This window comes from Winogradskyella psychrotolerans, from assembly GCF_018860565.1.
GTDB lineage: Bacteria > Bacteroidota > Bacteroidia > Flavobacteriales > Flavobacteriaceae > Winogradskyella > Winogradskyella damuponensis.
This window is the reverse complement of the sequence record NZ_JAHKPS010000007.1, coordinates 1-14,870: the sequence shown is the minus strand read 5'-3', so window position 1 is coordinate 14,870 and position 14,870 is coordinate 1. Positions and strand designations below refer to the sequence as shown.

General features: G+C 34.7%; 8 protein-coding genes. 5 read left to right on the top strand and 3 right to left on the bottom strand.

The window, feature by feature from the left end; genetic code table 11:
* From KO504_RS02140 to KO504_RS02130, 3 genes are read left to right on the top strand one after another with little or no spacing between them, the layout of a single operon-like run.
* The gene (locus tag KO504_RS02140) at positions 1-438 is read left to right on the top strand and encodes a TPM domain-containing protein (RefSeq protein ID WP_215924687.1); all 438 of its coding nucleotides are present in this window, start codon (positions 1-3) and stop codon (positions 436-438) included.
* Entirely contained in the window at positions 438-1,271 is an 834-nt protein-coding gene (locus KO504_RS02135) for a TPM domain-containing protein (RefSeq protein WP_215924686.1), read from the top strand. The genes KO504_RS02140 and KO504_RS02135 overlap by 1 nt, the downstream gene beginning before the upstream one ends.
* A 60-nt stretch (positions 1,272-1,331) precedes the next feature.
* Positions 1,332-1,841: a TPM domain-containing protein gene (locus KO504_RS02130; RefSeq protein ID WP_215924685.1), complete on the top strand. Its 510-nt coding sequence runs from the start codon at positions 1,332-1,334 to the stop codon at positions 1,839-1,841.
* Here KO504_RS02130 and KO504_RS02125 read toward each other — a convergent pair.
* From KO504_RS02125 to der, 3 genes are all read right to left on the bottom strand, one after another.
* Positions 1,838-4,618, bottom strand: a complete 2,781-nt coding sequence (locus KO504_RS02125) for an outer membrane beta-barrel protein (protein WP_215924684.1) — start codon at positions 4,616-4,618, stop codon at positions 1,838-1,840. The genes KO504_RS02130 and KO504_RS02125 overlap by 4 nt on opposite strands.
* 87 nt (positions 4,619-4,705) lie before the next feature.
* Positions 4,706-7,144 carry a T9SS type B sorting domain-containing protein gene (locus tag KO504_RS02120; RefSeq protein WP_215924683.1) on the bottom strand — a complete coding sequence of 813 codons (2,439 nt, stop codon included), beginning with the start codon at positions 7,142-7,144 and terminating at the stop codon, positions 4,706-4,708.
* A 17-nt stretch (positions 7,145-7,161) separates the two neighbouring features.
* Complete coding sequence (gene der, locus KO504_RS02115) at positions 7,162-8,466, bottom strand: ribosome biogenesis GTPase Der (RefSeq protein WP_215924682.1); 1,305 nt, start codon at positions 8,464-8,466, stop codon at positions 7,162-7,164.
* Positions 8,467-8,821: 355 nt separating this feature from the next.
* On the opposite strand from der, the gene KO504_RS02110 reads away from it, so the two are divergent.
* Together KO504_RS02110 and KO504_RS02105 are read left to right on the top strand one after the other, a co-directional pair.
* Positions 8,822-10,948 (top strand): LysM peptidoglycan-binding domain-containing protein, encoded by a 2,127-nt coding sequence (locus tag KO504_RS02110; protein WP_215924681.1) that lies wholly within the window; start codon positions 8,822-8,824, stop codon positions 10,946-10,948.
* A 189-nt stretch (positions 10,949-11,137) separates the two neighbouring features.
* The coding region (locus KO504_RS02105) for a hypothetical protein (protein WP_215924680.1) at positions 11,138-14,870 on the top strand (3,733 nt) is incomplete at its 3' end.

Genomic DNA, 14,870 nt, shown 5'->3' with positions numbered 1-14,870 from the left:
ATGCCAAATATTGAACAGTTCCTTACTTCTAACGAAGAAGCGGAAATTGTTGAAGCGATTAGAATTGCTGAATGTGATACTTCTGGTGAAATCCGAGTGCATATAGAACAGAAATGTGACAGTGATGTCTACGAGCATGCTTTAGAGGTTTTCCATTTTTTAAAAATGGATAATACTGCCCAACGAAATGGTGTGCTCATCTATGTTGCCGTAGATAATAAATCATTTGTCATTTTTGGAGACCAAGGCATAAACAATATTGTAGGTGCAAATTTTTGGAATTCTACACGTGATAAAATTGCGACTCAATTTAAATCAGGAAACTTTAAGCAAGGTATAATTGATGGCGTTAGAGAAGCAGGAAAAGCATTGTCGCAACATTTCCCCTGGGATCATAACGATAAAAACGAGCTGGACAATACAATCTCAAAAGGATAATGCAAAACATCAAACACATAGCATTTAAGGTTTTAGTGCTACTACTTTTAACTAGCCCACTAATAGGACTAGCACAATATAATATTCCTGAAAAACCTAAATTTCAAACTAGTGTTTACGATGATGATATTAATTTATTATCGGCATCAGAAAAAAACAGTTTAGAACAAAAACTAATACGCTATTCTGACTCTACCTCAACGCAAATTGTTATTGCTATTATTGGTTCAACCAATGGTGAATATATCAATTATTTAGGCGCACAATGGGGTGAAAAATGGGGAATTGGACAAGCAGACAAGGACAATGGTATTTTTATTCTTTTAGCAAGAAACGATCGAAAAATAAACATTAGTACAGGTAAAGGTGTTGAGCATTTACTTACAGATGCTTTAAGTAAGCGCATTATAAATAATGATATTATTCCTTACTTTAAAAAAAATGATTATTACGGCGGATTAAACCGTGCTACTGACGTCATTTTTGAAGTGATGACTGGCGAATATAAAGGCACAAGACAAACAGAAAATGAATTCCCTTTTGAAGTCCTCTTTTTTCTATTCATCATTTTTGTAATATTTATCATAGCAATTTCCAAAAGTCGTGGTGGCGGAAGTGGTGGCAATGGAGGGAACCACTCAGATAGCAGAAGCTTATTAGAAGCCATTATTTTAAGCAATATGGGACGTGGTAGCTATTCTAAAGGTTCATCGTCTGGCGGATTTGGAGGCTTTGGTGGCAACTCTGGAGGTGGAAGCTTTGGCGGAGGTGGTTTTGGTGGAGGCTTTGGAGGCGGAAGCTTTGGAGGCGGAGGTGCTTCTGGTGGCTGGTAAATTTAGCCACGGTTTTTAGTTGCAGTAATCAGTATTTTTTTTCTATTCAAAAATTTATTTATGCGATTCAAATTTGCCTTTCAAATTACACTTGTCTTCTTTTTGTTTTTTAATTGTAAAGAAAAGCAGGCTGATGTTGAAACGATACCATCGTATATTCCATTAAACGCATCTCAAAAACGAGTTGTAGATTTAGCCAATTTATTTTCAAACGTTGAAAGCGACTCTTTAACTTATAAAATCATTGGGTACGAAAAACGCACCACAAATCAAATTGCTATTCTTACCATAGACTCCTTACCTAATACTACAAACATTCAGAAATTTGGAACTGAAGTTGGTCAAAAATGGGGAGTTGGTACAAAAGAAAAGAACAATGGTTTACTCATAACAATTTCTAATTACGATAGAAAAGTTGCCATTTCAACAGGATCTGGCACAGAACAAACCATTTCTGATTACGACTGTAAAGTTATAATTGACAATATTATGATTCCGGAATTTAGAACACGTAATTATTATGATGGCGTCACTAAAGCTCTAGACTCTTTAATTATGCTTTGGGATTAATCAAAATAGATCATATCGTTACCTCTTGTTTCTCCTTTGCTTCCTAAACTATTAAACTTGTAACTTAAGCTTAGCATAAAATACTGCCTTAAAACAGTACTCTGTCTATCTTCAATATAATCTTGAGTGGCTATACGTCTTGCATTAGTGTTTTGATTTAACAAATCGTACACCTTTAATGTTATAATGGCTTTATCTTTAAACATACTATAGGCTAATGTTGAGTTCCAAAACCAAGCACTTTTCTGAAAACCATCTGCCACATTAGGATTATAATTAAAGTTCACATCATTTCTCCACTCAAAGTTTTTAGGTAAAAAAGTAGCTGTTCTTACTCCTGCATTATGACTTGTAAATTGCCTATCGTCAAACGCCTCAATATCATAGGCCGTATTAGTATAACTGATCTGGTAATATGGCTTAAACTCTAAAACTTTATCCCATATAAAATCTATACCAAGTCTAGGTGATATCCTATCAGACGTACTTGCGTATTTTACATCATTATTAAAATTAAGTGTTTTTGAAGAATTATAACTCGCTCTAAACTTTAGTTTAATAGTTCTTAAGGTATCAATCTTAAAATCTTTATTATAATTTGCCCAAGCACCAATATTATAATTACCGTCAACGTTTACATACGTCGTTGTTCGCTTAAGCGTTTCCGGATCTACAATCGTTTTAGATACTACTTGATTATCTGAAACACTCGCATTAATACCCACATAAAACCCTGTACGCTTTTGCCAATCAAATCCATTATAACCAACATAAAAACTATGTCTATTTGAAGGTTCTAAATTAGGATTACCAATTACTGTCTGTAGCGGATTTGATACATCTTCAAATGCTTGAAGTTGTCTTAATCCTGGAGGTTCATTTTCTAACCAATAATTTATATAAATAGAAGATTTTGGACTAAACGTATAGCTGATATAAGAATTAGCTTCTATGTTTTCAAAATCGCGTTCGACATTAAATTGCGGTCTTAATAAATCTTCATTTTTTAAGGTTCTCATGTTGTAACCTAAATTAAAACTTGTAGACAATTTTTCACCTCTATACGATAATCCAACTGATGGAATACTTCTATAATCTGTGTATTGAAAATCCGTACTTAAATCTGTATTAAAATCCGTAAAACTCTGTGTTCCATCATTAAAATCGAAGGTACTTTCTCTATTTTTATCTTTATCTCTAACATATTTATATTCTAAATTCAAGAAAAACTTTTTAGTTATTATTGGTAATCTATAGGATAATTCTGTAGAAATACCATAACTATTTTTTTCACCATCCGTAAATTGATTTCTGACTATGTTTTCTGGATTACTACCAAAAACTTCTGTATTTGAATCTAAATAATCATCACTATCTTGTTGATTGATACTCGTTTCTAATTCGGCTTTAATAAAAGCACCTTTGTTCCCCAAACGCTTAGTCACAGAAATTTGATTCGAAAATCGTCTTACTGCACTCTCTACATTGGAATTCACATTAGATTGATTGGTTAGTAATAAATCTTCATCTAAGGTTTCTTCATAACTACGATATCTCGTTCGCGATGTTGAATATCCAAACGAAGGTTCTATATTAATCTGAAAAGTAGAATCTGTTTCAATTTCAAATTCCAAATTAAAAGAATGATTATCGGTATCGTTATCAGATTTAGAATTTGAATTGGTAAAAAACCGTGAATCCGATAAAATAGTTTCGCGCTCAGATGACGTTTCATTTTCAGAATTACTTGAAGAGAAAAAATAATCGGCAGACACATCTGTTTTTTCACCTATAATATCGGCATAATTAACCCCTGCATTTTCTGACGTTGTAATCCCTTCTCCTCCGCCAAAAGATCGACCACCTAAAGTAAAAGAACCATTACTACTAAACGAAACACCGCCTCCACGACCAAACATTTTAGAAATCTCGCCAAAACTAAAACCTGGTGTGTTAGTATTATTACCTCCTGCAAGCACACTTATACGCCTATCATTATCAAATAAGTTTATCATACCAGCAAGCTCATAACGCTCATCGGTTCCTGCTCCTGTAGAGACACGCCCAAAAACTCCCTTATTGTTTTCTTCTTTAATGGTAAGATTTATGGTTTTATTTTCTTTATCACCTTCTTCTCCCGTAAAGGCTTCCGATTTTGTCTTTGTATCTACAACCTGAATTTTTTCAATTATATCCTTAGTTAAATTCTTAGTTGTAATAGTTGGATCGTCACCAAAAAAGGGCTTGCCATTCACCAAAATTTTATTGACACTTTTACCATTAACTGTAATGTTACCTTCTTCATCAACTTCTACTCCTGGTAATTGCTTTAATAAATCTTCAACGTTGGCGTCTTTTTTTGTTTTAAACGATTTTACATTAAACTCTAAGGTGTCTTTTTTAATCGTTATCGGAGCTGTAGACTTTATTAGTACTTCACCTAACTGATTATCTAAAGGCATTACTATTGTCCCTAAATCTATCTTGTCTTTATCTATTACGATTTCCTTAAAATACGTTTTGTAACCTACATAAGACACGTAAAAATTTAAACTTTTATCGTAGGTTGAATTTTCAATTTTAAATTTCCCATTTTTATCTGTAATTGTATAAGTCACTACCGAACTGTCTTTTACACGTTCTAAATAAACTGTTGCAGACTCTAAAGGCAACTCTGTATCTTCTGCTTTTAGTGTTCCTGTAATTTCGAATGATTTTTCTTGAGAAAATGATTGTAGTGCAAGTAAAATTGCAAAAACTAAACTAAGTTTTTTCATGTGATTGATTGGTTGATTGATGGTTAGCCGATTTAAAAACGCAAGAAAGTTAGAAATCGTATGAAATTTCTTAAAATTTTGATAAAATTACCGTTTCAGCGTCAAATGACCTTTAATAATTCTGCCATCTGCAAACTCTGCCACAAACCAATAATCATCCGTAGGTAATAATTTTCCATTATAAGTCCCCTCCCATTTTGGTTGATTTCTATTTAATGTACCAACTCGTTTCCCATACCGATTAAAAATATCTACGCGAGCCATAATTTCAAATTCTGAAGAGAATCCTTTAATCTGCCAGGTATCATTTACAGTATCTCCATTTGGTGTAAAGAATTTTGGAAATCCTAAAACAGAAATATCTGTTGATACAATTCCGCAATTGGCTTTGAGGTCTTTAACATATACAGTATGAATTCCTGAGGCCACATTTTCAAAACTATTAGAATCTTGATATGGGCCATTTTCACTATCTAAAGCATACATATAATCCCCATCTCCTGAAACGCTAACAGAAATAGTATTGTTCCCTGACAAATCGGTAACATCAATAATTTCAAAAGTTGCAGTATTTGAAGGTAAAACCGTAATAGTTCTAGTATTAGAACAGCCAAAGGGCTTGGTAACTTCTACAGTGTAACTTCCGGGCTCATTAATCGCAATGTTAATCGTTGTTTCTCCTGTAGACCAATTGTAATAATAATTGTTAGGAATATCACCAACAACACCAGCAGTCAGTGAAATAGTATCCGGAAATGTATTTGTACAATAAAACACCGTCTCATCTTCAAGAAGACTTGGCAAACGCTCTACACTTAAGTTAACTTCCGCAATACTATAACAACTACCATTTTGTTCTAATCTTGCAAAAATCGTTTGGTTATATGCTTGTGTATTGGTATAGTTCGTTGTTAGTTGATTCGCTTGAAGCAAGGCATCGTTATGAGTTGCGTAGTAACCTAAAATTGTAATATCAGCACTCTCTGTATTCAAAATTTGACTTTCGGCCAATGATAAATCAAAGCTCACCAAACCTGTCTCATCTAGATTATCGCAAACTGATATTGCAGCACTATTTACGGCATATGTATTTACAGACAAAAGCAGCTCTGCAATAGCTACACAACCTGTTAAGGTATTAGTAACTTGAGCATACACCGTCTGATTATTATATAGATTGGTATAATCGTCAGTATTTATTGGAATGGACAAGGCCATGGTTTCAAAAAAATGAACTTCAAGATTATCTAAACTACCATTAACTATGACATCACGATATTCATTAAGGTTAAAATTAGAAATTCCGTCCATTATAGCATCTTCACATTGGCTAATAGTCATATTATTAACACTTGGTATCTCACTAATAGTTACCGTTAAAGGATATCTTACTACATTGGTTAGACAAGCATTTACAACAGGTAACAACCAATAGGTTGTTGTCGTTGTTATATTAACATCATAACTTAATCCTGTGTGAATTGGAGTGGTAGAAGTTGAAGTTTCAAACCACAACACACCAGTGGTTGATGCCTCAGCCATTAAGATAAAAGTATTGGCAGCACAAACTGTAATATCATTATCTAAAACTCTAGGCATTATAAGCGTTGTGCTTGCTGATAAATTAATTTCTGGTTCATTTGGCAAACCTCCGTATTCGACAATATAACCCTGAGGGTGATAAGCGCTATTAACATTTAAGTCTCCTGTATTTTCTAAATCATTCCAAGCTCCTAAAATACCAATAGACGGATCTGTGATATGAGCATAATCTTCATTACCCACATTATTAGGTTCATTAGTGTTCCAAAACGAAAAGGCACCATTAGGCGCACTTCCATTAACATTACCTTCCCAAAATACGGTACCTGCCTCTGGTCCTGTTACCCATTTCCAGACACCTTCAGTTTCGGCATCAGATCCTCCAATCCACCCCGTTCCTGCACTTTGCTCACCTGCCAATTGTGATTCTTCTTGCGATGTTAATGTGGCCAAATAACCTTGTAATCCATAATAAGTTTGTTGTGCTGCTGCATCTCTTGCTTCCGTCCAAGTAACACCAGAATCCGCAACATAAAAATAATAGTGCCCTGTACTAGGTAAGTAATTCGCATCTCCTAAGTTGATTGAAAACTGTCGGTCTTGAGTAAATACAACTTGAGTGGTTTGAAAAACCACATTTTCAATAGCATTATTAAACTCATCAAAAGTAGCTGGTCCGGTTAATGTTAAAAGTCCTTCTGTAGCATTCCAACTTGATGTAATACTAGGATTGCTTCCCATAAGTTCTAAAGTATCTTGACCGTTTTGATATCCTTCTGCGATTTGTACAAAAATTTCAGATAATGCTGTATCTTCAGGATTGGGATCAGTAATAGAGACAGAAGTCACTATGGGCACTTGTGATTGAGGACAATATACCTGTCCGCCTGAAACAATTATTTCAGGAGGAAGGTTTTGTGAAAATCCATAGAAATGACAGATCCAAAAGCATAAGAGCAAAATGAAGCTTTTAATTTTTTTCATAAAAAAAATTAAAGCTATTATTTTTTTCTCATATAAACACTTACTGGAACACCATTAAAATCGAACTGTTCTCTTAATTTATTTTCCAAAAATCGTCTATACGGATCCTTAACGTATTGCGGTAAATTACAGAAAAATGCAAATTGAGGTTGCGGAGTTGGCAACTGCATAATGTACTTTATTTTAACAAACTTACCTTTGTAAGCTGGAGGTGGCTGATGCTCTATTATAGGCAACAACGCTTCGTTAAGTACACTTGTTTTAATACGTTTAGTTCTATTTTTATAAACCTCAACCGCAGTTTCAATAGCCTTAAAAATACGTTGCTTGTTTAATACCGAAATAAAAACAATTGGCACATCTGTAAACGGGGCAATTTCTTTTCTAATATGCTGCTCAAACTCTTTTGCTGTTTTAGTATTTTTCTCTACTAAATCCCATTTATTAACGAGAATAACAATACCTTTTCTATTGCGTTCTGCTAACCAAAAAATATTTTGAACTTGACCATCAAATCCACGCGTTGCATCTAAAACAACTAAACAAACATCACAATGTTCTATTGCTCTTACGCTTCGCATAACAGAATAAAACTCTAAATCTTCTTTCACTTTAGATTTACGACGTATACCTGCCGTATCAACCAAATTAAATTCAAATCCAAAACGATTGTATTTTGTATCTATCGAATCTCGTGTGGTCCCTGCAATATCAGTAACAATATAACGCTCCTCACCAATTAATGCATTAATGAATGACGATTTTCCAGCGTTTGGTCTTCCAACCACAGCAAAGCGCGGCAATTCATCTTCCTCTACCTCTACTTTTTCTGGTAACGCTTCAACTACAGCATCTAATAAATCTCCTGTTCCACTGCCATTAATACTTGCAATAGCAAAATATTCACCTAAACCAAGTGAATAAAATTCAACAGCATCTTCTAAACGCTTATTATTATCAACCTTATTAACAACTAAAAAAACAGGTTTCTTAACTTTTCTTAATAATTGAGCTACATCTTCATCCATACCAGTAACACCAGATTCAACATCAACCATAAAAATAATGGCGTCTGCTTCCTCTATAGCTAATTCTACTTGCTTATCTATTTCGGCTTCAAAAACGTCATCACTTCCAACGACATATCCACCTGTATCAATCAAAGAAAATTCTTTACCATTCCAATCTGTTTTACCGTAATGACGATCTCTTGTGACACCACTAACAGCATCAACAATAGCTTCACGTCTTTTTATTAGACGGTTAAAAAATGTCGATTTCCCTACATTAGGACGACCTACTACAGCTACTATATTGCTCATTGATTTTTATTTAAGGCTACAAAGATACTATATACTTACTAGTTATGACTTACGATTATAGACTTTTCGTTCATTAATATTAAAACTATTTGATCTTAAAAATAACCTAAAAAATTAAACAAAAAAACATTGTTAACATCCTGTTGATAACAAGTATTTATTTAAGACATTAAACGTAATTTTTTAGTAATTTTATTGCGCGTGTTGAGAAGTAATTTTCACACAAAAAATAACGAACAAAAATTTTCAAGAAACAGCCCTTTTCTTGCACACCTATTGTTGGTTTAACACAAAATATAATGTACTTGAAAACCTGTATCAATTACGACATATTCTAATTAAATTTCTAAAAAGAATGGGGAGATATTTTACGCTTATCTTAGTTTTATTTTTAAGCTTTGAATTTGCAATGGCTCAAGAAAAACACATTGAACATGCTATTCAAAAGGGTGAAAGTGTTTATATGATTTCTAGAAAATATGGAGTTAGTATCAATGCTATTTTTGAACTTAATCCTGGTTCTAAAGATGTTATTTATGCAGGCAATACTTTAAAAATCCCTAATTCTAACAATACAACTGTTTCTTCAGCAAGTAATACAATTATTAACGACACACAAATTAGCAATTACGAAGTAAAACGCGGAGATACAAAATCTGGTCTTTCGAGACGTTTTGGTGTTAGTATTGCGATGTTAGAACAGCAAAACCCTCATATTGTAAGAATGCTTCAAGCTGGTCATATCATTAATTTAGATAAATCCATTAAAGAAGAAGAACGTGTTGCTGCAGAAGGAGAACATATTGTAGTTAAGGGTGAAACATTATGGGGAATTGCTAGAGAAAACGGAATAAGTGTGGCTCAATTAGAAGCTGCAAACTCTGGTCGTTTATCTGAATTTTTACAGATAGGACAAACGTTAATCATTCCTGATAAGAATTCTGAAATCATCATCGATGGCGAATATTTAGTAAAACCAGGAGATACAAAATTTCAATTAGCAAAGCGTTTTAATATGACTATTGCAGAACTTGAAAATAAAAATCCGCATATTATAGATATGTTAATGGCTGGCCATAGACTGAATATTGACAATACTGTTTCTAACACCCAAGAAGAAATAGCTAACAATACCGAAAGCACTGCTACAGAAATAGAAGCTACAATTTCAGAAGACGGCTATAAAGACTACATTATACAACCTAAAGAAACCCTTTACGGCTTAGCCAAAAAAGCAGGCATGACAATTGATGCTTTTACAACTTTAAACCCTAAATTACTTACTTCTGTAAACACTGGTGATATCATAAAAATGCCTGTAAATGTTGTGCAAAACGCAACAATTACAACTCCTCAAAATACAACAGTTACAGCTCCCCAAAATTCAGCAGAAGCAGTAGCTATTAATAAAAATGAAGCTTTATTAGACAACTTAGTTACAGAAACTGCAAGTGGTATTTATTTTTATACTCCTTTTTCTAGTGAAGAATTGAGTTCACCAGAACTAAGAGATAAATTGATTAACCTAAATGCTGATCTTCAAAAATATATAGATTTTTTCCAAGGTGCACAGATCGCTATAGATTCTGCAAAAACTTTAAATCTAAATTTTGATGTCACATTAATTAAAAAGAACATTGCAAAATCTCAATTAACAATTGAAAGTCCACATAAGAAAAATGCAATGTTAGTGCCATTTTTAGATAATTCTTCAAATTATCCTAGTATTAATTCTAATGAAAATATGTCTATTATTGACATAGAATCTAACATCAGCCCTAAAGACAGTGTTAAAGTCTATCAGTCAATTCCTTCTGAAGATTTACAAAAAACAAAAACATTAAACTACCTCGCAAAACAGAATGCTCATGTCGTTGTTGTTAGTGATCTTGATGAGGCTAGAAATAAAGATGTAATCTTAACTACGATTCCTGATGCTAAATTCTTAAAAGTTGACAAAGCAGGTTTTTTTGAATCTAATGCATTAGAAAACACACTAAGTAAAACCAAACTCAATTATATAGTCCTAGATAGTGAAAAAACTATTGTTTTCATTAACTCTACAACAGCATTAATGAGCAAACTATCTGACTACAATATTCAAATTGTAATGCTTAAATCTTCATTATTGCCTAATCAAAATGAAGTTTCCGATATGAGATATCGCGTTTTAAAACTCATATTTCCAACAGTTACAGATCCTAGAAACAAAAAAGGTGTCAATGACTTCAGAAGCAATTACGAGGATGTCTTTGGATCACAGCCATCAAGAGAATCAGAACTAGGCTTTGATGTTACTCTAGATATATTACTAAGACTTTCTCAAAGTGCTTCTTTTGAAGATACTGTAAGTACTATCGTTTCTGAACACCCTCACTTTAAATTCGATTATCAAAAAACAACAGATGATAGCTATTCTAATTCTGGTGGTATTCGCATAATGCAATACCTCTCTGATGAAGGCATAACTGAACTTGAATAATGTATTTGATTAAATAAATAAAAAAACTATAAAACTGTTATATTTTAATTTTGTTAAGTAGGTGCTATTTACATATATTTGTTTCCCCCTTAATCTTACAAATTAGCAAGACAACGATTATATTTTGAACTTGCTGTTCTTAATCCATGGCATCGATTTCAACAAAAGTAATTATTCTAAATTTTTTTAATGAAAGCCAAGCAGCAAAGTCTTAAGTGTTATTATATATATGTAACATTTCTATTAATATCAATTACCTCTGGATTAACTTATGTTAATGCACAATGTCCAACAGTAACAAATAGTTCACAAGTTTTATGTGACGTTCAATCTCTATTGGTCGGAGATTTACAAGCCATAGACAATGGTGGTGGTGTTGTTTGGTACGAAACCGCTGACTCAACCATTCCATTATCAAATACTGAAAGTCTAATAAATGGTGAGGATTATTATGCAGATGATAGTACAGGCTCATGTGGATCAAGAGCTCGTGTAGATATCACTATATACGGACCACCTGTAGGTAATAATTTCCAAGGAGTTTGTATAGACGATCCTACAATGGCTACTGTTAGTAGCTTAATCGCCACTGGTAATGATGTTCAATGGTATTTAACACCTTCTGGAGGTTTACCTTTAGATGACTCAACCATACTAATTGATGATACATTGTATTATGCAGATCAAGCAAGCCCTGACGGAAGCTGTAGAACATCTAGGCTAACAGTTTTGGTTAAGGTTGGCTCTACTTCCATGCCTACAGGAGATATGATTCAAGAATTTTGTGTTTCTCCAACCTCTACTCCAACTGTAGGGGATTTAGTAGCTAGTGGCAACAATAATTGGTACATATCAATATTTTCAGCTTTACCATTACCTTTAAATACTCCATTATTAAATGGACAAACATATTATGGAACAACAATAGATCCTCCATGTGAAAGTGCAGGTAGGTTAGCTGTTACTACAATTTTAGTTACAGGTCCTGATCCTGGCGAGGATGGTATTTTAGAAATTTGTGATAATGATTTAAATTCTACATTCGACTTATTTTCATCATTACAAGGCTCTCCTGATACAGGAGGTACTTGGACACCAACTTTAAATAGCGGGTCAGGTATTTTCGACCCTAATGTTGATCCTGTTGGTGAGTATACATATACTGTTAACTCCAATAATAGCTGCCCTAATGAATCTGCTACAGTTACAGTTTCTATAACTCCTGAACCAAATGCAGGTACAAATGGAACAATAGATTTATGTAGTAATGATGCACCTATTGATTTATTTTCTATAATAGGTAGCACACCTGAAGTTGGAGGCACTTGGTCGCCTGCACTAACAAGTGGAACAGGTGTTTTTGATCCAGCGACAGACTCAGATGGCTTATACACCTATACTGTAAGTGGAACAGGTCCATGTGCTGATGCAACAGCAACAGTGAATGTTTCAGTAACACCCTATAAAAATGCCGGTGAAAATGGAACTATTGACATTTGTGATAATATTGGTACTATAGATTTATTTGATAGCCTTGGTGGCACTCCTGACCTCGGCGGAGTTTGGACTCCTGCATTAAATAGCGGAACAAGCATTTTTGATCCATTAATTGATACTGCAGGTATTTATACCTATTCTTTTACAGGAAACGATCCTTGTCCAAACGAATCGGCAACAATTACTGTATCTGTAGTTCCATTACCAATTGCAGGTAGCAATGCTACACTCACAATTTGCAGTAATGATTTAGCAACAGTAGATTTATTTGATAGTCTTGGAGGTACTCCTCAAGTTGGCGGAACTTGGTCGCCTGCACTAGCTAGTAACACTGGTGTTTTTGATCCTTCAGTAGATAATCCAGGTGTTTACACCTATACCTTGGCCGGTACACCGCCATGTACAGATGTTACTGCGGAAGTTAATGTTATAATTATTCAAGAGCCAGATGCCGGTGAAAATGCTACAATAAATCTTTGTAGTAACAATGGAATAATTGACTTGTTCGATACTCTTGAAGGTACTCCTGAAATTGGAGGTACATGGACACCTTCACTTTCTAGCGGAACAGGCCTTTTTGACCCTTTAGTTGATCCTATTGGCACATACACATATACAGTTACAGGAACAGATCCTTGTGCTGATGCAACTGCAACAGTAACAATTTCAATAACTCCATTTCAAAATGCAGGCTTAGATGGCTCCATAAACATTTGTAGTAATGGAGGTACAGTTGACCTTTTCGATAGTTTAGGCGGTAGCCCTGAAGTTGGAGGCGTTTGGACTCCAACACTTAATAGCGGAACTGGGGTTTTTGACCCAACAATAGATGTCGCTGGTACCTATACATATACAACTTCTAGCACAGGACCTTGCTCAGATGACACTGCTACAGTTGAAGTTTCTATAGAAACAGCACCAGATGCTGGTATAGACACTACAATAAATATTTGTAGCAATGATGGAACTATTAATTTATTTGACAACTTAGGAGGAACACCAGATGTAGGTGGAACTTGGTCTCCTGCCCTAGCTAGTGGAACAAATATCTTTGATCCTTTGGTTGATGCAGTAGGTGATTATATGTACACTGTCCCTGGAACAGGCCCTTGCGCAGATGCTACTGCTACAGTTTTAATAACTGTTGTGCCTTTTCAAAATGCAGGTATAGATGGTTCTGTTACGGCTTGTACCAATGATGGCACTATTGATCTTTTTGATAGTCTAGGAGGTTCTCCAGATACTGGAGGAGTTTGGACTCCATCACTTAATAGTGGAACAGGAATTTTGGACCCTTTAATTGACTCTGCAGGCATATACACCTATACAACGCCTAGTTCAGGGCCTTGTTCTGGCGATGATGCTATTGTTGAAGTATCAATTGAAATATCTCCAGACGCTGGAGAGGATAATTCCTTAAACATATGTAGCCTAGCAAATTCAGTAGATTTATTTAATAATCTTTCTGGCACACCACAATCAGGTGGTACATGGTCTCCAACACTAACAAGTGGAACTGGAGTTTTTGACCCTAATACTGATCCTGAAGGTATATACACCTACACTATAAGTTCACCTGCATGTGGCAACAGTTCTGCTTCTATTACAGTTTCGGTTACAGATGCTAATAATGCAGGAAATGATAGCATTGTAGAACTTTGTTTTAATGATGGTCCTGTGGATTTATTTGATAGCTTAGGAGGAACACCTGATGTAGGAGGAACATGGACACCTGCCTTAGCAAGTGGCACTGGAATGTTTGATCCTATGGTAGATGCTGCCGACATATACACATACACCGTTTCCAATAGCACTAATTTATGTCCTGATGACTCGGCTACAATAACGGTTACTGTTTTACAAGCACCTAATGCTGGAAATAACGGAACACTTAATTTATGTGACGCTACAAGTACGGTTAATTTATTTGATGGCCTTTCTGGCACACCTGAAACTGGTGGTACTTGGTCCCCTGCACTAACTAGCGGAACCGGAATATTTGACCCTAATACAGATCCTGAAGGTGTTTATACATATACTTTAAACAATTCATGTGGAACTAATTCTGCAACTGTCACTGTTTCTTTATCTGATGTAAATGATGCTGGAACTGATGGTACTTTAGAACTTTGTAGTACAGATACTGCCGTAGACTTATTTGACAGTTTAGGTGGTACGCCTGATATTGGTGGTACTTGGTCCCCTGCACTTGCTAGTGGAACAGGAATGTTTGACCCAATGGTTGATGCTGCTGACACCTATACCTATACTGTTTCTAGCGGAACAGTTACTTGTCCTGATGCTACGGCAACAGTTACTGTTTCTATTTTACAAGCACCTAATGCAGGGAATGACGGAACACTTAATTTATGTGACGCTACAAGTACGGTTAATTTATTTGATAGTCTTTCTGGCACACCTGAAA

Bases quoted from the DNA above. Each gene is read 5' to 3' on its own strand.
- KO504_RS02125 (WP_215924684.1), bottom strand. From the start codon at position 4,618: ATGAAAAAACTTAGTTTAGTTTTTGCAATTTTACTTGCACTACAATCA.
- der (WP_215924682.1), bottom strand. From the start codon at position 8,466: ATGAGCAATATAGTAGCTGTAGTAGGTCGTCCTAATGTAGGGAAATCG.
- KO504_RS02110 (WP_215924681.1), top strand. From the start codon at position 8,822: ATGGGGAGATATTTTACGCTTATCTTAGTTTTATTTTTAAGCTTTGAA.
- KO504_RS02140 (WP_215924687.1), top strand. From the start codon at position 1: ATGCCAAATATTGAACAGTTCCTTACTTCTAACGAAGAAGCGGAAATT.
- KO504_RS02135 (WP_215924686.1), top strand. From the start codon at position 438: ATGCAAAACATCAAACACATAGCATTTAAGGTTTTAGTGCTACTACTT.
- KO504_RS02120 (WP_215924683.1), bottom strand. From the start codon at position 7,144: ATGAAAAAAATTAAAAGCTTCATTTTGCTCTTATGCTTTTGGATCTGT.
- KO504_RS02130 (WP_215924685.1), top strand. From the start codon at position 1,332: ATGCGATTCAAATTTGCCTTTCAAATTACACTTGTCTTCTTTTTGTTT.